19 protein-coding genes are annotated in these 21,397 nt (G+C 66.0%); 13 read left to right on the plus strand and 6 right to left on the minus strand.

The window, feature by feature from the left end; genetic code table 11:
• Window positions 1–9: 9 nt before the first annotated feature.
• On the minus strand, window positions 10–1,083 hold the full coding sequence (locus AAHB17_RS08715; RefSeq protein WP_342130147.1) for a LysR family transcriptional regulator: 1,074 nt from the start codon (window positions 1,081–1,083) through the stop codon (window positions 10–12).
• A 101-nt stretch (window positions 1,084–1,184) separates the two neighbouring features.
• Between AAHB17_RS08715 and AAHB17_RS08720 the strand changes: the two genes are divergently transcribed.
• Complete coding sequence (locus AAHB17_RS08720) at window positions 1,185–1,829, plus strand: NAD(P)-dependent oxidoreductase (protein WP_342130148.1); 645 nt, start codon at window positions 1,185–1,187, stop codon at window positions 1,827–1,829.
• Here AAHB17_RS08720 and AAHB17_RS08725 read toward each other — a convergent pair whose 3' ends face one another.
• Entirely contained in the window at window positions 1,830–3,842 is a 2,013-nt protein-coding gene (locus AAHB17_RS08725; RefSeq protein ID WP_342130149.1) for an acetoacetate--CoA ligase, read from the minus strand. It lies immediately after the preceding gene.
• Between the two features lie 148 nt (window positions 3,843–3,990).
• On the opposite strand from AAHB17_RS08725, the gene AAHB17_RS08730 reads away from it, so the two are divergent.
• The 5 genes from AAHB17_RS08730 to AAHB17_RS08750 all read left to right on the plus strand — a co-directional run bounded on the left by AAHB17_RS08730 (window position 3,991) and on the right by AAHB17_RS08750 (window position 7,533).
• Entirely contained in the window at window positions 3,991–4,593 is a 603-nt protein-coding gene (locus tag AAHB17_RS08730) for a TetR/AcrR family transcriptional regulator (protein WP_342130150.1), read from the plus strand.
• Between the two features lie 55 nt (window positions 4,594–4,648).
• Window positions 4,649–5,533: an alpha/beta hydrolase gene (locus AAHB17_RS08735; RefSeq protein WP_342130151.1), complete on the plus strand. Its 885-nt coding sequence runs from the start codon at window positions 4,649–4,651 to the stop codon at window positions 5,531–5,533.
• Between the two features lie 48 nt (window positions 5,534–5,581).
• Window positions 5,582–6,868, plus strand: coding sequence for a solute carrier family 23 protein (locus AAHB17_RS08740; RefSeq protein ID WP_342130152.1), 1,287 nt, complete (start codon window positions 5,582–5,584; stop codon window positions 6,866–6,868).
• Between the two features lie 65 nt (window positions 6,869–6,933).
• A complete protein-coding gene (locus AAHB17_RS08745; protein ID WP_342130153.1) occupies window positions 6,934–7,215 on the plus strand; it encodes a type II toxin-antitoxin system RelE/ParE family toxin in 282 nt (93 codons plus the stop codon).
• A 6-nt stretch (window positions 7,216–7,221) separates the two neighbouring features.
• On the plus strand, window positions 7,222–7,533 hold the full coding sequence (locus AAHB17_RS08750; protein WP_342130154.1) for a HigA family addiction module antitoxin: 312 nt from the start codon (window positions 7,222–7,224) through the stop codon (window positions 7,531–7,533).
• Window positions 7,534–7,542: 9 nt separating this feature from the next.
• On the opposite strand, the gene AAHB17_RS08755 is transcribed toward AAHB17_RS08750, so the two are convergent.
• Entirely contained in the window at window positions 7,543–8,553 is a 1,011-nt protein-coding gene (locus AAHB17_RS08755; protein WP_342130155.1) for an integron integrase, read from the minus strand.
• A 157-nt stretch (window positions 8,554–8,710) separates the two neighbouring features.
• Here AAHB17_RS08755 and AAHB17_RS08760 point away from each other — a divergent pair, with 157 nt between their 5' ends.
• Window positions 8,711–9,097, plus strand: coding sequence for a hypothetical protein (locus tag AAHB17_RS08760; protein WP_342130156.1), 387 nt, complete (start codon window positions 8,711–8,713; stop codon window positions 9,095–9,097).
• A gap of 100 nt (window positions 9,098–9,197) precedes the next feature.
• Entirely contained in the window at window positions 9,198–9,491 is a 294-nt protein-coding gene (locus AAHB17_RS08765) for a YciI family protein (protein ID WP_342130157.1), read from the plus strand.
• A gap of 426 nt (window positions 9,492–9,917) precedes the next feature.
• On the opposite strand, the gene AAHB17_RS08770 is transcribed toward AAHB17_RS08765, so the two are convergent.
• The gene (locus AAHB17_RS08770; RefSeq protein ID WP_342130159.1) at window positions 9,918–12,299 is read right to left on the minus strand and encodes an EAL domain-containing protein; all 2,382 of its coding nucleotides are present in this window, start codon (window positions 12,297–12,299) and stop codon (window positions 9,918–9,920) included.
• A gap of 211 nt (window positions 12,300–12,510) precedes the next feature.
• On the opposite strand from AAHB17_RS08770, the gene AAHB17_RS08775 reads away from it, so the two are divergent.
• From AAHB17_RS08775 to AAHB17_RS08795, 5 genes are all read left to right on the plus strand, one after another.
• Window positions 12,511–13,434, plus strand: coding sequence for a LysR family transcriptional regulator (locus AAHB17_RS08775; protein ID WP_342130160.1), 924 nt, complete (start codon window positions 12,511–12,513; stop codon window positions 13,432–13,434).
• A gap of 10 nt (window positions 13,435–13,444) precedes the next feature.
• The gene (locus AAHB17_RS08780; RefSeq protein WP_342130161.1) at window positions 13,445–14,443 is read left to right on the plus strand and encodes an EAL and HDOD domain-containing protein; all 999 of its coding nucleotides are present in this window, start codon (window positions 13,445–13,447) and stop codon (window positions 14,441–14,443) included.
• A 4-nt stretch (window positions 14,444–14,447) separates the two neighbouring features.
• Window positions 14,448–16,589 (plus strand): putative bifunctional diguanylate cyclase/phosphodiesterase, encoded by a 2,142-nt coding sequence (locus AAHB17_RS08785; RefSeq protein WP_342130162.1) that lies wholly within the window; start codon window positions 14,448–14,450, stop codon window positions 16,587–16,589.
• 186 nt (window positions 16,590–16,775) lie between these two features.
• On the plus strand, window positions 16,776–18,077 hold the full coding sequence (locus AAHB17_RS08790) for a M12 family metallopeptidase (RefSeq protein ID WP_342130163.1): 1,302 nt from the start codon (window positions 16,776–16,778) through the stop codon (window positions 18,075–18,077).
• Window positions 18,078–18,103: 26 nt separating this feature from the next.
• The gene (locus tag AAHB17_RS08795; protein ID WP_342130164.1) at window positions 18,104–18,943 is read left to right on the plus strand and encodes a hypothetical protein; all 840 of its coding nucleotides are present in this window, start codon (window positions 18,104–18,106) and stop codon (window positions 18,941–18,943) included.
• On the opposite strand, the gene AAHB17_RS08800 is transcribed toward AAHB17_RS08795, so the two are convergent.
• Complete coding sequence (locus AAHB17_RS08800) at window positions 18,907–19,737, minus strand: carbon-nitrogen hydrolase family protein (RefSeq protein WP_342130165.1); 831 nt, start codon at window positions 19,735–19,737, stop codon at window positions 18,907–18,909. The genes AAHB17_RS08795 and AAHB17_RS08800 overlap by 37 nt on opposite strands.
• Window positions 19,734–21,395, minus strand: a complete 1,662-nt coding sequence (locus AAHB17_RS08805; protein ID WP_342130166.1) for a flavin monoamine oxidase family protein — start codon at window positions 21,393–21,395, stop codon at window positions 19,734–19,736. The genes AAHB17_RS08800 and AAHB17_RS08805 overlap by 4 nt, the downstream gene beginning before the upstream one ends.
• Between the last annotated feature and the right edge of the window lie 2 nt (window positions 21,396–21,397).

The raw sequence follows: 21,397 nt of genomic DNA on the forward strand, positions 1-21,397 counted from the left end.
GTCGTGATTTCACCCAAGCTGTGCTGATGGCCGGCACCGCCACCACGGGCCTGGGGGGGGCCCCCCCGCCCCCCGCCCCCCCCCCCCCCCCCGCCCCCCCGCCCCCCCCCCCCCCCCCCCCCCCCCCCCCCCCCCCCCGCCCCCCCCCCCCCCCCCCCCCCCCCCCCCCCCCCCCCCGGGCACCACCTGGAAATGCGCCTGCAGCGCGGCCAGCGCATGGCGGACCTTGGCGGGCAGCTCGTCACGCCGCGGCGTGATGGCCCACACCGGCACCGGTTCGAGCGACCAGCCGGGCAGCACCGGCACCAGCCGCCCGTCGGCCAGCGCGCGGCGGGCGTCGTCGGCCACGGCCACGAACAGGCCCCAGCCGGCCTCGGCCAGGGCCTGCAAGGCCGTGACCTGGGTGGACAGCACCCGCGCCTCCAGCCGCAGGCTTTCGCGCGTGCCCTGCGGACCGGCGAAATGCAGCACCTCGGCGCTGCCGCTGCGGGGTGGCAGGCCCAGCCAGTCGTGGGCGGCCAGATCGCGCGGGTGCGCGGGCCAGCCATGTTGGTCCAGGTAGGCCGGGGCGGCGCACAGGCGGCGCGGCAGCTCACCCAGCGGGCGCGCGATCAGGCTGGAGTCGGTCAGCGGCCCGGCGCGCAGCGCCAGATCGACCCGCGCGGCCAGCAGGTCGATCGGGGTGTCGTCCAGCAGCAGGTGCAGGCGCAAGCGGGGGTGGCGGCGCAACGGCTCCAAGGCCCGAGCCAGCAACGGGCCAAAGCCGATGGGCGCGGCCAGGCGCAGCTCGCCCTCGGGTTCGTCGCGCAGCCGCTCCAGCGCCTGATGCGCGTCGCGCGCCTGCGCCACCATGGCCGCGCAGGCGGGGTAGTAGCGTTCGCCCGCCTCGGTCAGGGTCAGCGCGCGGGTGGACCGGTGCAGCAGCGACAGCCCCAGCGCCTGCTCCAGCAGGCGCAGCTGCTGGCTCAGGGCCGAGGGCGTGCTGCCCAGCCGCCGCGCGGCGGCGCTGATGGAACCCGCCTCGACGATCTCGGCAAACCAGGCCATGCGCTTGAGCTGCTCACTCCAGTGGCTTTGATTCATTAGTTTTTCTACAAACAGAAGGCGTTTTCTGCCATCTACCGCGTTATTCATTAAAAAATCAAACTATCCCCCATCTTCAACCTTCACACAAGGAGCTTTTCATGAACGTGGCATTGATCGGGGGAACGGGTTTTGTGGGCAGCGCGCTGCTGGACGAACTGCTGGCGCGCGGCCACGCCGTGACCGCCCTGGCGCGGCAACCCGCCAAGTACCCGGCGCGGCCGGGGCTGCGCGTGGTGGCGGCCGACGTGTCGGACGCCGCCCAGGTGGCGAACGCCGTGGCCGGCCAGGACGTGGTGCTCAGCGCCTACAACCCGGGCTGGGGCGAGGCCGACATCTACCGCCTGTTCACCGCTGGCTACGAGGCCATCATCGCCGGCCTGCGCACGGCGGGCGCGCCGCGCCTGCTGGCCGTGGGCGGTGCCGGCAGCCTGGAGGTGGCGCCGGGCGTGCAACTGGTGGACAGCCCCGAATTTCCGGCCGAGTGGAAACAGGGCGCGCTGGCGGCGCGCGACCTGCTGACCCGGCTGCGCGGCGAACAGGGCCTGGACTGGACCCTGATCTCGCCGCCCATCGCCCTGGCGCCCGGCGAGCGCAGCGGCCAGTACCGCACGGGCGGCGACCAGCTGCTGCCCGGCCATGGCGAGGCCCCGGCCGGCATCTCGGTGGCCGACCTGGCGGTGGCCATCGTCGACGAGATCGAGCGCCCGGCCCACCGGAGCCGGCGCTTCACCGTCGCGAACTGATCAGGCCTGGCGCGTGGCGGCAAAGGCCACGTACCAGTCCAGGCAGGCCGCGTTGGCCATGGCGTCGCGGTTGACCACCTTGTCGATGGGCTGGCCCAGCAGGAGCTTCTTGATCGGCAGCTCCTGCTTCTTGCCCGAGAGGGTGCGCGGGATCTCGGGCACCTGGTGGATGCTGTTGGGCACGAAGCGCGGCGACAACGCGGTCTTGATGGCGTCGTTGATGCGCGCCTTCAACGTATCGTCCAGCGCCACACCCGGACGCAGCACCACGAACAGCGGCATGTCGCTGTCGCGGCCGAGGTACTCCAGGTCCACCACCATGCTGTCCAGCACCTCGGGCAGGGCCTCGACCGCGTTGTAGATTTCGCTCGTGCCCATGCGCAGGCCGTGGCGGTTGATGGTGGCGTCGCTGCGGCCGTAGATCACGCAGCCGCCGTCGGTGCCGATCCTGAGCCAGTCGCCGTGACGCCAGACGCCGGGGTACATGTCGAAGTAGCTCGACAGATAACGCTGGTTGCCCTCGTCGCCCCAGAAGTACAGCGGCATCGAAGGAATCGGCTGGGTGCAGACAAGTTCACCGACCTCGCCGACGACGGGCTGGCCTTGCTCGTTCCAGGCTTCGACGGCACAACCCAGCAGGCGGCACTGCATCTGGCCGGGGACCTGGGGCAGTTCACGGTTCCCACCGATGAAAGCGCCGCAAAAGTCGGTCCCGCCGGAGATGTTGCACCACCAGATGTCAGGCGTGTCGATGGCTTCAAATTGTCCGGTGCCCCAGCGCTGCACCTCCTCGGGCAGGGGCGAGCCGGTGCAGCCCAGCGCGCGGATGCGCGACAGGTCATGCCCCGCCGCGTGCAGGGCCGGCAGGTCCAGCCCGGCTTTCATGTTGTTGGTGAAAAAGGCGGCGCCGGCACCGAAAAAGGTGACCCGGTGGCGGGCGGCGAAGCGCCACAACGCGGTCCAGTCCGGCGCGTCCTTGGCGCCGCCGGGGCTGCCGTCGAACAGGCAGATGGTGGTGCCGCCGGCCAGGCCGCCGAGCTGGGCGTTCCACATCACCCAGCCGGTGGAGCTGTACCAGTGGAAGCGCTCGCCCCAGCTGTTGGGCATGTAGCTGGGACCGACATCGTTGTGCAGGCACTTGAGGGCCAGCAGCGTCATGAGGATGCCGCCGTGCCCGTGCACGATGGGCTTGGGCAGGCCGGTGGTGCCGCTGGAATAGACCACCCACAGCGGGTGGTCGAAGGGCAGCCACTCGGGCTCGAAGGCGGCCACCGCGGCGTTGTCGCGCGCGGTCAGGGTGTCGAAATCGTGCGCGCGCGGCACCCGCTCGGCTGCGTGTGGGCTGCGCAGCACCACCACCTGCTCCAGGCTGGTCAGGGCGGTGCGCAGCGCTTGCACCACGGCACCGCGGTCCATGGCCTTGCCAGCGTAGTACACGCCATCGGTGGCGATCAGGGCCTTGGGGGCGATCTGCTGGAAACGGTCGAGCACGGCGGCGGTGCCCATGTCGGGCGCGCAGACGCTCCAGATGGCCCCGATGCTGGCGCAGGCCAGGAAAGCCACCATGGTCTCCGGCACGTTGGGCAGGTAGGCGGCCACGCGGTCGCCGCGCCCAACGCCCAGTTCGCGCAGGCAAAGGGCCAGCGAGGCCACCTGGCGGCGCAGCTCGGGCCAGGCCAGCTCGCGCACGCGGCCCTGCTCGTCCTCGCTGATGATGGCCGGCATGCCGGCGGCGTGGGCGGCGTCCACGTGGCGCAGCACCTGGCGCGCGTAGTTCACCTGGGCGCCCGGGAACCATTGCACGTGGGGCATGGGCCCTCCGGTCAGCACGGCGCCGTGGGGTGTGGGCGAGTGCATCTCGAAGTAATCCCAGATGCTCTGCCAAAAACCCGGCAGGTCGGTGGTCGACCAGCGCCAGAGCGCATCAAAGCTGTCGAAGTGCTGGCCACGGTGTTCGGCCAGCCACTGCCGGTACAGCCGCAGGCGTGGAATGAAGGGGGGTGTCACGGACATGGGCGATAGCGTAGTGCCACCACAAGCGCTTGCGCGTCACCTGCGTCACAGGGTTTCCCCCAGGCGTCGCTGGCGCGTCCTCGGGCATCGAATCCCCATGAACCAGGGGTTCTGGACAATTTCGCACAATCGTGCTAAATTGCAAACCATGGACGCCCGTACCCAGAAAAGCGAACTCACCCGCGCCGCCATCGTCGGCGCGGCGCTGGACCTCGCCGCCGCCGAAGGCCTGGAGGCCATCACGCTGCAGGCGGTGGCCGACCGCATCGGCCTGTCCAAGAGCGGCGTGTTCTCGCGGGTGGGCTCGCGCGAGGCCTTGCAGAAGGCGGTGATCGAGGAATACGGCCGGCGCTTCATTGCCGAGGTGTTCGTGCCCGCCATGTTGGCGCCCAAGGGCCTGCCCCGGCTCAATGAGATCGTGCGGCGCTGGTTCGTCCGCATGCGCGAGGTGGAGGCACATACCGGCTGCCTGTACACCGCCGGCGCCTTCGAATTGGACGACCGCGAGGGCGAGTTGCGCGACCACCTGCTGGGCGAGGTCACGCGCTGGCGCGCGGCCTTGCGGCGCACCGTCCTGCAGGCCGTGGACGCCGGCCACCTCCAAGCCGACACCGACCCGGAACAACTGGTCGGGGAACTCAGCAGCCTGGCCATCGGGCTGATCCACGACACCCGCTTCCTGCGCGATGCCCGCGCGGCCGACCGGGCGCAAGCCAGCTGGGAGCGGCTGATCCGCAGCTACCAAGCCTGATCTCTTTTTTTGCCCTTGTTTCGCACGATTGTGCGAAATTAACCTGGAGAACACCATGACACCCATCGCCCTGGAAACCGCCGCCAGCTACTACAAGGCCAGCCCCGGCACACGCTGGTTCCGCTGGCTGCTCGGCACCACCGAACGCCTGTCGCCCGCCCTGGCCGCGCGCGCCGCCACCCGCCTGTTCCTCACCCCGCTGCCGCCCAAGTGGCTGCAGCGCCGCCACCCCTGGGCGGCGCAGTGGCAGGTGGAGACCTGGGGTTTCGAAGACGCCAGCCTCACGCTCTACAGCCGGCCGGCCGCACCCCACGGCCCGGTGGTGCTGCTGGTGCACGGCTGGGGCGGGCACGCCGGCCAGCTGCGCGAGCTGGCGGCGGCGGTGTCGGCCCGTGGCCTGCGCCCGGTGCTGCTGGAGCTGCCCGCGCACGGCCGCAGCCAGGGCGCCACCAGCAACCTGCCCCAGTTCGCCCGCGCCATCGACTACGTGGCGGCCCGCCTGCGCCAGCAGGGGCACGAATTGCGGGCGGTGGTGGCCCACTCGCTGGCCGCCAACGCGCTGGCCTACGCCGCCGGCCGCGGACTGGACGTGCCCCGCCTGGTGCTGCTGGCGCCGCCCGCCTCGCCCTACGAATACACCCAGCTGTTCGCCCATGTGTTCGGGCTGGGCGAATCCACCCGCGCGGCGCTGCAGCACCGGGTGGAGGCCCGCGAGGGCATCCTGATGCGCCAGTTTGAACCCGCGTCCAGCGGCGCGCGCGTGCGCGTGCCCACGCTGGTGGTGCACGACCGCGAGGACCGCATCAACCCCTTTGCCGACGGCCTGGCGTTTTCGCAGGCCATCCCGGGCGCGCGGCTGCTGGAAACCAGCGGCCTGGGCCATGTGCGGGTGCTCAGAGCGCCGCAGGTGCTGGACGCCGTGGTGGCACACGTCAAGTAACAATTTCAATTAGCATCCCGCCACCTTCAACAACCCGAGGATGGCGCGATGGGCATGTTCAGCTGGAAAGAAAAATCAGACGCCTCGCTGCAGGCTGGCGGGGTCATCGGCCCCGACGAACGCCTGCCCTGGCCACAGACCGCGGTGATGGGTGTTCAGCACCTGATCGCCATGTTCGGCGCCACCGTGCTGGCGCCCATCCTGATGGGCTTCGACCCCAACGTGGCGGTGCTCATGAGCGGCATCGGCACGCTGATCTTCTTTTTCATGACCGGCGGCAAAGTGCCCAGCTACCTGGGCTCGAGTTTTGCCTTCATTGGCGTGGTGATCGCGGCCAGCGGCTACGCCGGCCCCGGCCCCAACGCCAACCTGGGCGTGGCCCTGGGCGGCATCATCGCCTGTGGCGCGCTGTACTTCCTGATCGGCCTGGTCGTGCAGGCGGTGGGCACGGGCTGGATCGAACGCTTCATGCCGCCGGTCGTGACCGGTTCGGTGGTGGCGGTGATCGGCCTGAACCTGGCCGGCATCCCGATCAAGAACATGGCGCCGACCAACTTCGACGCCTGGATGCAGGCCGTGACCTTCGTCAGCGTGGCCCTGGTGGCCGTGTTCACCAAGGGCATGGTGCAGCGCCTGCTGATCCTCATGGGCCTGATCCTGGCCAGCGTGGCCTACGCCGTGCTCACCAACGGCCTGGGCCTGGGCAAGCCCATGGACCTGTCCGGCATCGCCAACGCCGCCTGGATCGGCCTGCCCCACTTCAGCGCGCCGGTGTTCCAGGGCAACGCCATGCTGCTGATCGCGCCGGTGGCCATCATCCTGGTGGCCGAGAACCTGGGCCACATCAAGGCCGTGACCGCCATGACCGGCAAGAACCTGGACCAGTACATGGGCCGCGCCTTCATGGGCGACGGCGTGGCCACCATGGTGGCCGGCAGCGCCGGTGGCACGGGCGTGACCACCTACGCCGAGAACATCGGCGTGATGGCCGCCACCAAGATCTACTCCACCGCCGTCTTCCTGGTGGCCGCGCTGATGGCCGTGCTGCTGGGCTTCAGCCCCAAGTTCGGCGCCGTCATCCAGGCCATCCCGCTGCCGGTCATGGGCGGCGTGTCCATCGTGGTGTTCGGCCTGATCGCGATCGCCGGCGCCAAGATCTGGGTCGAGAACAAGGTCGACTTTTCCGACAACAAGAACCTCATCGTCGCCGCCATCACCCTGGTCCTGGGCACCGGCGACTTCACGCTGAAATTCGGCGCCTTCGCGCTGGGCGGCATCGGGACGGCCACGTTTGGCGCGATCCTGTTGTATGCGCTGTTGAACCGCAAGGCGTGAGCCATTTCAACCAAAACTTCATGCTAGCGGTTGACAATACTAACGCTTTGCGTTAGTATCTTGGCGTGACGATCAAGACGTTCAAGTGCGCCGATACCGCGTCGATGTTCAAGGGCGAACGCGTCGCACGGTTCGTCAACATCGAATCCGTGGCCATGCGCAAGCTGGCCATGCTCAACCGGTCGAGCACATTGAACGATCTGCGGATCCCGCCAGCCAACCGGCTGGAAGCACTGTCAGGTGATCGCACAGGCCAACACAGCATCCGTATCAACGACCAGTTCCGCGTTTGCTTCCGATGGTCCGGCACGGACGCTGAGGACGTCGAGATCGTGGACTACCACTGAAGGAGCATGACCGTGCGCGAAGTCTCTTACCCACACCCTGGCGAAATTCTGTTGGAGGAATTTCTCAAGCCGATGGGCATCACCCAATACCGACTGGCCAAAGAAATTGGCGTGCCGCAGCGCCGCATTGGCGAAATTGTGGCCGGCACGCGAGGTGTATCGGTGGATACCGGGCTGCGCCTGGCACGGTTCTTCGGCGTGTCCGAAGATTTCTGGATCGGCCTGCAGTCGGACCACGACCGCGAGATGGCCAAACAAGCCTTGTCGTCCACCTTGGCCGCCATCACACCGTGGGCCACCGAGGCGGAGCACGCCTGAAGCGCCACACTACAAAGCATCCAGCGGGCTGAGCACCCCGCGTCCCCCCTTGTTCAACACATGGGTGTAGATCATGGTGGTGCTCACATCCGCATGGCCCAGCAGTTCCTGCACGGTGCGGATGTCGTAACCCGCCTGCAGCATGTGGGTGGCAAACGAATGGCGCAGCACGTGCGGCGTGACCGGCTTGGCGATGGTGGCCCGCCGCGCCGCCTCGCGCACCGCGCGCTGCACCGACTCCGGGAACACGTGGTGCCGCCGCTCCATGGGTTCCCCTGTGCGCGCATCGGGCCGAGGATCCAGCGCCCGCACGGGTGACGGAAACACCCACTGCCAGCCCCAGGTCCGGTCGGCCTGCGGGTACTTCACCGCCAGTGCGTACGGCAAATACACCCGGCCCAGGCCGGCCTGCACATCTTTCTCATGCAAGGCCCGCGCGTGGTCCAGTTGGGCCTGCAGTGGGCGAATCAGGTTTTCAGGCAACACCGTCACGCGGTCCTTGTTGCCTTTGCCTTCGCGCACAACAATCTCGCGCCGGGCAAACTCCACATCCTTCACGCGCAGCCGCAGCACCTCCATCACACGCATGCCCGTGCCGTAAAGCAATTGCGCAATCAGGCCCGTGGTGCCCTGCATGTGCAACAGCAACTCGCGCACCTCGTGGGGCGTGAGCACCACCGGCAAACGGCGCGGCGTCTTGGCCTGCACCACTTCGTCCAGCCAGGGCAAATCGATCTGCAGCACCGATTTGTACAAATACAAAATGGCGGACTTGGCCTGATTCTGCGTCGACGCCGACACCTGCCTATCCACCGCCAAATGCGTGAGAAATGCCGCCACCTCCGCCGCACCCATTTCCACCGGGTGGCGCTTGTGGTGGAACAACACAAAACGGCGCACCCAATCCACATACGCCTGCTCGGTGCGAATGCTGTAGTGCCGCGTGCGCAAATCGGCCCGCAACCGGTCCAGCAGCTTGGGCGCCGCTGGCGGTGGGCTCGGTGGACTGGCCTCAGCCATCGTCAGACCTGTCATCCGGAAAATTTTAGGTTTGCCTAAAAGGTGAGGTACAAGCCCAACCCCGTGTTTAACAATAAATGAGGGTTGATGTTGCCGTTTTATCCGACCATAAACACTAGGATGACTGGTCGTCTATTTCTAGTTAGGCCGCTCTGTCATGGCATCACCAGAATCAATCTATCGCCTTCTTCGAGTAGCTTCGAAGTTATTGGATCAAGCTGCCTCTGAAATACGAGATGGAAAGCTTGAGCCCGTTCGTGGAAACATCGAACACATCGGCCGTGCTCTCTCGGAAATCTTCGACATCAGACAAAAGATCTACGAGGTACGTCCAGACCTCAAGCGTGAGTACCTTAGCGAGCCATCGCCGAATCCCGAGGCAAATAGGTTGCTCACTCGGTTTATGTTTGAGGCCTCTGAGCTTGAAGATGGAGGCCGAACCGCTGAAGCTATCGAGAAGTACAAGGAATTCTTGGCCATCGAAACGTCGGAGCTTCATCGAGAAATAGCGGAGAGTGAAATCATGAGGCTATCGGGTGAGTAGCGGCCTAACATCTACTTCCAGCGGACTTGCTACGCAAGCCGCTGAAGTCAGGCGTTAGACGCCACAGTTGCAATCGTGCGAACTGCGTGAGGAAACATCAATGCGCTTTGTCGTCATCTTCGAGGAGGGGTCCGAAATGGTCCCCGTGCGCGAGGCACATGAGCCCGCTCACCTTGCGTATCTCGAGCAGCACCGCGCGGAAATCCGCATGGCCGGTGGTTTGCGCAATCACCACGGAGGCCCCTACGTTGGCGGTCTCTGGGTGTTCGAGGTGGAGTCACGCGAACGCGCCGTAACGCTAATCGAGCAAGACCCATACTACCGAGCAATACCTCGGAAATACCGACTCCTCGCCTGGGGTAAGGCGCTGCCACAGCACGATGTGCTCATGTAATCCTAGAGCGTGCATGGTTGCGCCTAACCCTTCGTATATGGACTCCCCCTCAACGGCAAGGGACTGATCGATTGGGGCCCAGTGGATAGAGCACCTGCAGCCGTATATCCGGCATCTGTGGTGGGATCGTCAATGTCCCGTGCCGACATGGAATCTGCGTCACCGCGTCGCCACACGCTGCAAGCGGCTGTGTTCAAGCCGGAAGAGTTATCGGCGTGGTGCGGTGTGGGAGGAACCCGATTGGCCATGAGGGTCGATCAAACCCGTCGCAAGGATGAGATGGTGGGGAGAGAAGTAGGCATGGCCTCGAGGCCTATGTTGTAAGGGCCCGGGCTGGGCGGCATCGGGACGGCCACGTTTGGCGCGATCCTGTTGTGTGCGTTGCTGAACCGCAAGGGTTGATGGCCCGCACCGTCCGCGGCCACATCAATCGCCGTGGCCAATGCGGCGCAGCTCAGGGGGCGGCTGCCAGTTCCTGACCCATGGGATCAAGTCCTGCAAGGGCATCGGCCTGGCGATGCCATAACCTTGCAGGGTGTCGCATCCCATGCCGCGCAGCGCTTCTGCGTGCGCCATGGTCTCCACACCTTCCGCGATCACCTGCCGCTCGAAGGCTCGGGCCAGGCTGACGATGCCGCGCACCAGGGTGCGGTCGCGCTCGTTGACCAGCATGTCCCGCACGAACGACTGATCGATCTTCACAATTTGTGCGGGCAGCCGCTGCAGATAGGTCAGCGAGGAGTAGCCGGTGCCGAAGTCGTCGATCGCGCATTGAATGCCCAGCGCATCCAGCCCCTGGATGACGTAGGCCACCGCCGACAGGTCATTGAAGGTTTCGGTCTCCAGCAGCTCGACCTCCAGGAACTGGGCCGGCAAGGCGGGGTGTTGCTCCAGCAGTTGGGCCACCTTGAGCTGGAAGCGGCTGTCGATCAGCGTGGAGACGGTCAGGTTGATGCTCAAGGACAAGGGCAGGCCCTGGGAAACCAAGGTCTGCCCGGCCTGGAATGCCGCACCCAACACCCAATAGTCCAGCAGGTTGGCCACGGGGGTACCCGCGATGTCCTCCAGAAACGCGCCCGGCGCCAGCAGTCCCCGTTCGGGGTGGCGCCACCGGATCAAGGACTCGGCACCGATGACCTGTCCGTCCGCGATCCTGATCTTGGGCTGGAAAAACAGCTCCATCTCACCGCGTTGCAGCGCTTCTTCCACCAGTTTGGCGGATTGTCTGCGCGCCTGTCGGCGTTGCCCTTGCTGGATGTCGAACACGACGGTGCGGTCTTTGCCCTGTTCCTTGGCGGCGTAGAGTGCCAGGTCGGCGTGCCTGAGCAGGCCGTCCGCGTCGGCGGGGTCGTCGGGGTAGAAAGTGACCCCCGCACTGCATGTCAGGCGCACTTCATTGGCGTCCAGGGTCACGGTCTGGGCCAGCGCCTGACGCATGTTCTCCAGCCGTTGCAAGGCAGTGTCGGCGTTGGGGCAATGGGGGAGCACGACGGCAAATTCATCGCCGCCAATGCGACCGATGAGGTGGTCGGCGCCGGTCTCTTTTTTGAGACGTTGGGCAAAAACCCGGAGAAACCTGTCCGCGATGAGCGGACCCCACCTGTCGTTGAGGCCTTTGAACTGGTCGATGTCCAGGACACACAGGGCCAGCATGGTGTTGGCCTCCCCACTGTCCCGCAAGGTGGCGTTGAGTTCTTTGGTGAACAGGCGCCGGCTTGGCAACCCCGTCAAGGCGTCGTAATTGCCGAACTGCTGCAGGGCCAGCTCCAGGCGCCGTTGTTCCGTCACATCTTTGCCGACCGAAACCCAGCTGCGCACCGTGCCATCGGGGTCCAGGACCCCTTCTATGGTGACTTCGGACACAAACGCCTCGCCATTCTTGCGGCGCCGAACCAGTTCGCCATGCCACCGCCCATCGCGTTCGAGGGCTTGTGCCACCCGCCGCAGAAAGGTCGTCTCTCCCCCCTCGTCGACGCGCAACACGGCCGACGACTTTCCAATCAGCTCTTCCCGGGTGTAGCCGAGAACGGCGCAGTACGTCGGGTTGACATCCAGCACAGTGCCGTCTGGTTGCAGGATGGCAATGGTGTCTTTGCTGTTGAAAAACACGCTGGCGGCTTGCCGGGCTTCGGCGAGCAGGGTCTTGAGCTGCTCGGCCGTGCGCTCCAGCGATTCCTCCCGCTGGCGCAGCTGGTGCACGTTGTCCAGCAGGTAGCCGAGCAGGATGGCCCCGACGGGGTAGATCAGTGACACCGCCAGCCAGGTCCGCTCGGTCACCATGCGGGCAATCCCCGACGGCAGGGTTTGTATCGCCAGCATGCCCCCTGCGGCCAGGCTGAGACCCAGCCCCGCCAGCCACAACCCGTCGCCCAGGGCCTTGTTGTGGTGGGCGGCAAACAGCGGCCGGTATCGCTGCCACAGCCAGCCGATCCCCGTGCTCAGCACAATGCCCACCATGGCGGGGCCACTGCCGATACCACCCAGGCCCAGCCGGTAGCCCGCCAACACCATCGCACAAAGCAAAGCGCCGAGGGGGGTGAGGTAGGCCCCGGCCAGACCGGCCACCACCAGCCGGGCATCAACGATCACGCCCTCGCTGAGGCGCAGCGGTGCAAGCATGGTGAGGATGCCCGTGACACCGAACATCAATCCCGCCACCCAGGGCAGCAGGGCTTGCCGTCTCTGTGTAACGGAGCGGTCCGGGTGGCGTGTGCTGCTGTGGGCAATACCGTAGAGCGCTGCCAGGAAGGACAGCAGTCCGGCATTCATTCCCATGTCCCGAACCAACGACGTGGCGTCGATATTCATGGTGTATTTTGGGGATATCGTTGAACATCATACGAACACAGGCTCGTGGCGCAATGCGGCTGGTGGATGCCGCACTTCACCTTGACGGTGCTTCGCGCATCGCGCATGGTTCGGGCGCAAAAAGCACCCGCTGTGGGTCAAATGCATCGAAAGAGGCGCCGAAACGGCGGCCTTGGCGCCTGTTTTTTTACATTCATCCACATAATGGCGGATGGACAAGCTCAAGCAGCTCGAAACCCTGGTGTCGGTGGCCACGCGGGGCAGCCTGACCGCTGCGGCCCGGGCCGAGGGTGTGGCGCCGGCCATCATCGGGCGCCGGCTGGATGCGCTGGAAGAGCGCCTGGGCGTCAAGCTGCTGGTGCGCACCACGCGCCGCATCAGCCTCACGCACGAAGGCAGCGCGTTCCTGGAAGACTGCCAGCGCCTGCTGGCGGACCTGGCCAGCGCCGAGGCCAGCGTGAGCGCGGGCGGCGTCAAGGCCAGTGGGCACCTGCGCATCACGGCACCGGCCGGCTTCGGGCGGCGGCACGTGGCGGCGCTGGTGCCACGTTTTCGCGCCCAGCACCCCGAAGTGACGCTGTCCCTGAACCTCAGCGACCGCGTGGTGGACATCGCCGCCGAGGGCTACGACTGCGCGGTGCGCGTGGGCGACCTGCCGGATTCGGCCCTGGTCAGCGTGCGCCTGGCCGACAACCGCCGCCTGTGTGTGGCCACGCCCGCCTACCTGTTGCGCCACGGCGTGCCACAGCACCCGTCGGAGCTGGTGCGCTTCGATTGCCTGACCTTGTCGTCCGACGCCTCGCAGACGCGCGGCTGGGCCTTTTCCGTGCCCCGCGAGGGCAACGGCCAGGAACTGGTGCACCTGCGCCCCGGCGGCCCGCTGGACTGCTCCGACGGCCAGGTGCTGCACGAGTGGTGCCTGGCGGGCCACGGCATCGCCTGGCGCAGCACCTGGGAGGTGGAGGCCGACATCGCTGCCGGCCGGCTGCAAGCGGTGCTGGAGGATTTCGCCGCGCCGCCCAACGGCATCTACGCCGTGTTTCCCCAGCGCAAACACCTGGCGCTGCGGGTGCGGCTGTGGATCGACTTTCTCAAGCACCATTACGGTCAGCCCGATTTCTGGCGCTCCGCCTGAGGCCCACACCATGCACGCCACGCCCACCCCTCCCCCCCTCCAGCTGGAATGGCTGGCCAACGCGTCGGCCCGGCCAGCCGGCCTGCGGCTGCACGCCACGGGCAGCGTCGACCCCGCCACCTGGGCCGCCCTGGCCGCCGTGCCAGAACTCGCTTCCCTGAGCGGGCAGCCCGGCCTGTGGCTGGACGCCAGCACCGCCGTGGCGCTGGCGCCCGAGACCCTGACCGCGTTCACCGCAGCCGGCGTGGCGGTGTTGCCCGAAGGCCAGCCGCAGCAGGCCGACACCCGCTGGCCCACCGGCGTGGCCCCGGGCGCCCTGGTGACGGGCACCTGGTACCAGCAGCCGCCGGCCAGCGCGGGCGCCTCGCAGGCCGCATCGCGGGCGCGGGCACTCAAGCTGATGCAGCTGGTCAACGCCGACGCCGACACGCGCGACATCGAGGCCGAGCTGCGCCTGGACGCCACCCTGTCCTACCACCTGCTGCGCCTGGTCAATGGCGTGGCGCTGCGCGGGCAACGTGAGATCGGCAGCTTCGCGCAGGCCATCCTGCTGCTGGGGCGCCAGCAGTTGCGCCGCTGGTTGCACCTGATGCTGTTTTCGGCGCGAGACGACGATCCTCGCGCCGCGATGCTGACCGCGCGCGTGATGCTGCGCGCCCGCACGCTGGAGCTGGCCTCGGAAGCGCTGGGACACGACAAGGCCGCCCAGGAGCGCGCCTTCATGGCCGGGCTGTTTTCGCTGCTGGGCGTGCTGTTTGGCCAGCCTCTGCCCGACGTGCTGCGCCCGCTGGGCCTGAGCGACGAACTGCTCGCGGCCCTGCTTCGCGGTGAAGGCGCGCTGGGCGCGCTGCTGGCGCGGGTGTCGCAAGCCGAGGCCCCGCTGGCCGCCGCCCTGCCCCTGCCCGTCCACGACACCCACACCACCGACCTGGACCCGACGCAGCTGACGCGCCTGCAGCTGCAGGCCGTGTTGTGGATGGGTGAAACCCAGGGATCGGGAGGGCACTGAGGCCATGCCCCGACACGCCGACCTCGAACACTGGCGGGCCCTGGTGCGTCAGGCCCGCAACGACCCGGGCGCGCTCGATCTGCTGGAATCCGCGCTCGACCAGGCCCAGGCCACGCCCGAGCCCGCCACGCCCGAGGTGGCGCTGGACAGCGCGGGCTACATCACCGGTTGGAACCCGGCGGCCGAAACCCTGTTCGGCTACCGCGCCGACGAGGCGGTGGGCCAGCACATGCTGTTCCTGTACGCCGACGACGACCTGAGCGCCGAGGCCTCGCTGGCCGAGCAGGCGCTGCTGGGCGAACACGCGCTGATGGAGGTGCGCCGGCGCAAGAAATCGGGTGAGGTCTTCCGCGCCACCCTGCAGCTGAGCCTGCGCCAGGATGGCGAGGGCCGGACCGTGGGCATGCTGGCCCGCTTCGAACCCCTGGGCGAATCGCTCAGCAACGACGAGAAGCTGCGCCTGTACCTGCGCATCATCGAAGACAGCAACCACGGCGTGCTCATCACCGACGCCAACGAGCGCATCGTGGTGGTCAACACCGCCTTCACCCGCATCACCGGTTACAGCGCGTCCGAGGCCATCGGCCGCACGCCCGACCTGCTGCGCTCGGGCAAACACGACGTCGCCTTCCGCGAACAGGTGCAGCGCGCCATGCGCGGCGAACACCCGTGGAACGGCGAGATCCTGGGCCGGCGCAAGAACGGCGAGGTGTTCCCGCAATCGGTCTCGATCAGCGCGGTGCACGACGGGCAAGGCCACATCACCCACGCCTTCTCCATCTTCTCGGACATCAGCGCCCACAAGGAAACCGAGGCCCGCCTGCACCGCCTGGCCAACTTCGACAGCGTCACCGGCCTGCCCAACCGCTCGCTGCTGCAACAGCTGGTGGGCCAGGCCCTGACCGGCGTGCAGCGCAACCGCAACCACGGCGCGCTGCTGGTGGTGCAGCTGCAGCGCATCGAGTTCCTCTACGACACACTCGGTCACGACGCCTGCGATGCGCTGCTGGTGGAGGTGAGCCAGGGTTTTCGCCATGTGTTGCGCGACCAGGACGTGCTGGCGCGCGGAGGCAACGACAAGTTCGTGGTCGGCCTGCTCAGCATCCAGAAACGCGAGCACGCGGCCATCGTGGCGCAAAAGCTGCTGGAGACGCTGGACCACAATTTCCATGTCGACGGCAACCAGCTGCGGCTGAACGCCACCATCGGCATCGCGGTGTTCCCCGAGGACGGGCTGGAGACCGCCGCCCTGCTGCGTTGCGCCGAGCTGGCCGCCGCGCGCGCGCGCAGCCAGGACGGCGAAGGAACGCCCAGCCTGTTCTACAGCACCGAAATGAACCAGCGCGCCAGCGAGCACTTCCGCATCGAAAGCGAGCTGCGCCAGGCCATCGCCGAGAACCAGCTGCGCCTGTACTACCAGCCCAAGGTCAGCCTGCGCAACGGCCGCATCGCCGGCGCCGAGGCGCTGATCCGCTGGCAGCACCCGCAGCACGGGCTGATGCCGCCGGGCCAGTTCGTGCCGGTGGCAGAGGAGACGCGCCTGATCCAGGAACTGGGCGACTGGGTGCTGGAGGAAGCCTGCCGCCAGCTGCGCGCCTGGGCCGACGCCGGCGTGGCGGTGCCGCCGATCGCGGTCAACCTGTCGGCGCGGCAGGTCGATGCGAAGCTGCCCGAGCGCATCGAACACGTGCTCAACCGCCACCGCGTCCACCCCTCGCAGCTCAAGCTGGAAATCACCGAAAGCCTGGTCATGCGCGGCGCCGACCAGGTGCTGCCCATCCTCAATGCGCTGGTGGCCATGGGCCTGGCCATCGCCCTCGACGACTTCGGCACCGGCTACTCCAGCCTGGCCTACCTCAAGCGTTTTCCCATCAGCACCCTCAAGATCGACCGCTCCTTCGTCGTCGGCGTGCCCACCGAGCCCAACGACTGCGCCATCGCCCAGGCCATCGTCACCATGGGCAAGCAATTGCGCCAGGAGATCGTGGCCGAAGGTGTCGAAACCCGCGAACAGATGGCCTTCCTGCGCGACCTCGGCTGCGACCAGCTGCAGGGCTACCTGTTCAGCCAACCGCTGTCGGCCGAGGATTTCGTGCGCCTGGTGCTGCAGGACGCGCGGCTGGATGTGGGAGCTGCCACGAACTGACGCATTTATGCAGATGCCCGTTCGTCAAATCCGATTCACTCTTGCTGCATTAATACCAACGCCCTGACGAGCAGGTTATCACTTTAAACACATAACTTTTGTTAACCTGACAGATGTTAACCGTTGAGAGCTTGCATAACAATTCAGACGCACAATAAGATGCCTCTTTTTCAAAGGGGGCATCGAATGAAATCAAGACTAATATCCCTGTTGTTGACTGTCTTAGCAACCGTCTTCAGCCCAGCATTTGCTAACAACTCTGCTCATGGCTCTCACCATGACAAACTGGATGTAGATCTAGAAAATCTCTATGTCGAGCCCGGCATGGGAAGTGAGATATCGCCTTTTGCATACATCAGCAGTAACGCTATCTGGCCCACACTCACTATCAATGTCTGCTGGATAAATCCCGGCAGCACCAACATCAACGAGCGCAGTTGGGTTAAAGAAAGTGTGGAGCGGACGTGGGGTCGGAACTCAAGACTCATATTTGCAGGATGGGGCCAATGCCCAACGCAAAATCAAGGTAACGCAGTACGCATTCAAATTGAAGACGTCAGGTCGAATGCATATGTCGGAAAATATGCTGCAACTCAGCCCATCAGCATGCGACTAAACTTCTCATACACGGCATATGGCGGAACTTCCGTGTGCAAAACTGGAGGGTCAACGGCATATAGACAATGTGTGGAGGGAACAGCTGTTCATGAGTTTGGACATACACTTGGTTTTATTCATGAGCAGAACCGACCTGACAACCCAGATCCAAACAATTCTTACTGCCCCAGGGTTGCAGGTGAAATTCCAAGTGACGCAATAGCGATAGGAGGTCTTGATATAAACTCCATCATGCATTATTGCAATCCAGAGTATCTCAACTATGGGGAACTGAGCGACGGCGATATATATGCGGTACAAACCTACTATAAGAAGCCTCTCTCAGACAGCAATGGCACTTTCAATGCAGACGTATATCTTGATCTCAATCCAGATTTAAAAGCCATTTATGGCAGAAATCACGACGCCCTCTATAACCACTGGATTCAATGGGGCATTCAAGCCGGACTTAGGGCATCCTTTGAGTTTGATGCGAAATACTACTTAAGTGCCAATCCTGACTTAGTCGCAGCTTATGGTCAAAACTACGTTGCCGCCTACAACCACTGGATTCAATGGGGAATTAACGAAGGGCGAAGCGCATCTCGCGAATTCAACACCAAAGAATATTTGAATAAAAACCCGGACTTGAAGAGCTACTATGGTGCAACCGCTTACCGGTCCGCGCTGAACCATTGGTTACAATGGGGATACAAAGAAAAGCGCCAAAGCTCGGCTTCATTTTATGCAAAAAACTACTGGGGTCGCTACCCAGACATATACGACATCGCCAAATATACCAGCAGCATGAGCACTTACACATTTGATGCGCACAAGGTATTCTTGCACTGGATTAATATTGGTCGGCTTGCTGGTCGCATAGGCTACTGAATAAGTTTAAGTAGAAAGAGACTTGCATGAAAACATTTCAGGCCGGCGCGATCATCACTTCTATGGCCCTTTTGCTACTCCAGGCTTGTGGCGGAGGAAAGCAGCCAGTCACTGCTGCACCGTCCATCCCTGTTTGGAATGGCGGTTCCGCCAGCCTGCAGCTTCAGGTGTTTGCCTCACATGCCGCCGGCGTGCTGAGCGACCCACCGTTGGCCTATTTCAGTTACCACGTCGTACCCACCCCAAATGTGGCCATTGAAAACTGGCTGCCCATGCTGACGGCCTTGCCGTCGGAACGTGCCCGCTGTGTGCCGGAAGGGCCGGTGCATGTGCTGACCGTCGATCAAGGCAACGAACGCCGGCACTATGTGGATGAAGACCACGCCGCCTGCGTACTGACCGATGTGCCTGCTGGCGCACAAGCGATTGCCACCCAGGACATGCAGACGCTGCAGGGTTTGCTCTTGTCCTACGAACAGGATCAAGCCCAACGGGTGGCCGACGCCCAGGCCAGAATCCAAGCTTGTCACGCCACCGTGCCCACGTTCAACCAAGGTGTCCATGGGTGTCTGTTTACCGCGACCGATGTGGTCATGCCCTACCTTGTCAACGAGGACGTGCGGCCCCAGGTCAGCGTGGCGGTTTTTGCGGCGTCCGCGCCACTGGACAGCCCAGCCCAGCCATGGGCACGCACCACGTCCGATGCGGTGGGCCACTACGAGCTGGCGCTGGCCGCCGGCCACTACCTGTTGTGCACTGGAGAGATGCAGCCAAGCACTGGCTCTTGCGAGAGCATCGCCATTGACACTGGTCAGGTGCTGCGCCGGAACTACAAGCCGGGTGACCCACCGTCGACATTACCGTAAAGGTCGGTACGTCGGTGCGGCAGCGGCGAGCTGAGACGCGCCTGGGCCAGATCCACCGCCCGCAGCGTCACGGTGGTGAGCGCCGCATCGCGCCCCGCGCGCGCCAGCACCTCGCCCAGCGGCCCGGCCACGGTACTCCAGCCGCCGTAGGTGGTGTCGCCCTCTCGCCCGCAGGCGTTGGCGTAGGCCACGTACATGCGGTTCTCGCAGGCGCGGGCCGGCGCCAGCAGGGTGGGCACCTCGTCGTATTCGATCATGTTGGCGGTGGGCACCAGCACGGCGTCGGCGCCTTGCAGGGCCAGGTGGCGCACGGGTTCGGGGAATTCCACATCAAAGCAGATCAGCAGGCCCAGGCGCCAGCCTCGGTAGGCAAACACCGAGGGCAACACGGGGCCGGGCGTGAACTGGGCGCGGTCGGCGTCGCCGAACAAATGCGTTTTGGCGTAGGTGTGCAGCAGCGTGCCGTCGGCGCCGATGAAGGCGACGGCGTTGTGTGGCTGGGTGGCCGTGGCCAGCGGCCAGCCGACGGCGATGGCGATGCCGTGGCGGCGGGCGATGGCGGCCACCGCGCGCAGCAGCGGCCCATCCACCGGTTCGGCCAGGGCGGCGATGCGCTGGCTGCCCAGCAGGTAGCCGGTGAGCGACATCTCGGGGCACACCAGCACGTCGGCGCCCCGGGCCACCGCCTGCGCGGCCGTGGCGTCGAGGGCGGCCAGGGCGGTGGCCGTGTCGGGCGCGTAAGGCGTCTGCCACAGCGCGAGCGTGAGATCCTGCGTGGGCGCGGCGGTGTTCATTCGGGCAGGGCCACGGGGCCGATGAGCGGGTAGGCCTCGCCGGGCCCGGGGTTGGCGGCGTGGCTGGCGCCGCCCAGGTGGTGCACGATGCCCCAGACCGCGTTGAGGGCGGTCTGCACCGCGCCTTCGACCCAGGCCGGCGTCCACGAGACGTCATCGCCCGCGAGGAAAATGCCGCGCTCGGCGGCGGGCAGCGTGTCTTGCATGAAGTGGCCGTACATGCGGTGGTTGTAACGGTAATGGCCGGGCAAGGCGCCCTTGAACGCACCGAGAAAATGGGGATCGGCCTCCCACGAGACGCTGATCGGGTCACCGATGATGTGGCTGCGGATGTCCACGTCGGGGTAGATTTTCTGCAGGGCCGACAGCGCCAGTTCCACGCGTTTTTCGGTGCCGTGGGGCAACATCTTGAGCGCGTCGCCCATCCACGCGTAGGACAGGCAGATGGCGGCCGGCCGGTCGGGCCCGTTGTCGAACAAATAGGTGCCGCGCGTGAGGCGGTCGGTCAGGGTCATGCCCATCTGGGGCCAGCCTTGCTGCGGGCCACTGTCCCGCAGGTCCTTCCAGAAGGGCCGGTCCACCATCACGAAGGTCTTGGACGATTGCATGTAGCGCGTGCGGTCCAGCGCCATCCACAGGGGCTGCGAGAACAGCGTTTCCTCGCAGGCGATCTGGGTGGTGAGCAGCCAGCTCTGGCAGGTGACGAGCACGGCCGCGTATTCGCGCGTGTCGCCCCAGGTGTCGGTGACGGCGAGGTGGCCGCTGGCGGCACGCCTCAGGGCCTTGACGCCGGCACGCGGCGCGCCACCGTGCAGGCTGGCAAGCGACGTGCCCGCCGGCCAGTGCGCCAGCTGCGCGGGCGCGTGTTGCCACAGGCCCTGCGGCACCTGCTGCACGCCACCGACGATCAGGTGCTGGTCCTCGTCGCATCCGGTCAGCACCACCCGCAGGATCTCCAGCATGGAGTTGGGAAAGTCCGAATCCCAGCCGCCGGTGCCAAAGCCCACCTGGCCGAACACCTCGCGGTGGCGGAAGCTCAAGCGCGCAAACGCGGGCGACTGCGCCACGAAGTCGTAAAAGGTGCGGTCGTCCCACAGGGGCACGAGCCGGTCCCACAAGGCCTTGAGGCGCGGCACGTCGCGCTCGCGCAAGGCCTGCTGCAGGCCGCTGAAACCGGCGCCGGCCTCCAGCGCCTGGTCCCAGGCGACGGCCACCTCGCGGAACAGCGGCGGCAGCTCGTCCAGCGTGTGCGCCCAGTGGGTCTGGCCGCCCAGGTCGACCACGGTGCAGCCGGCGGCCGGGGTCAAGGGGTTGGGAAACGGCTGTGTGCGCAGGCCCAGCAGGTCCACGTAGTGCCAGAAGGCACGCGACGAGGCCGGAAAGCGCATGCCGCCCAGTTCGGCGACCACGCCCTGCCCGCCCTCGAAGGCCTGTGAGCGCAGGCGCCCGCCCAGGCGCGAGGCCTCGTACACCACGGGCTTCAAGCCCAGCTTCATCAGTTCGTAGGCGGCCGTCAGGCCGGCCATGCCGGCGCCCACGATGGCGACCTCGGTGCCCAGGCGCTCGGTGGGCAGCGCGCCCAGCCCGGCGGGGTGGACCAGCCAGTCGTCAAAGGCGAACGGGAAGTCGGGGCCAAAAACGGTGACGGACGGGTTCATGG

The sequence above is a fragment of the Hydrogenophaga sp. OTU3427 genome, assembly GCF_038440225.1.
Lineage (GTDB): Bacteria > Pseudomonadota > Gammaproteobacteria > Burkholderiales > Burkholderiaceae_C > Hydrogenophaga.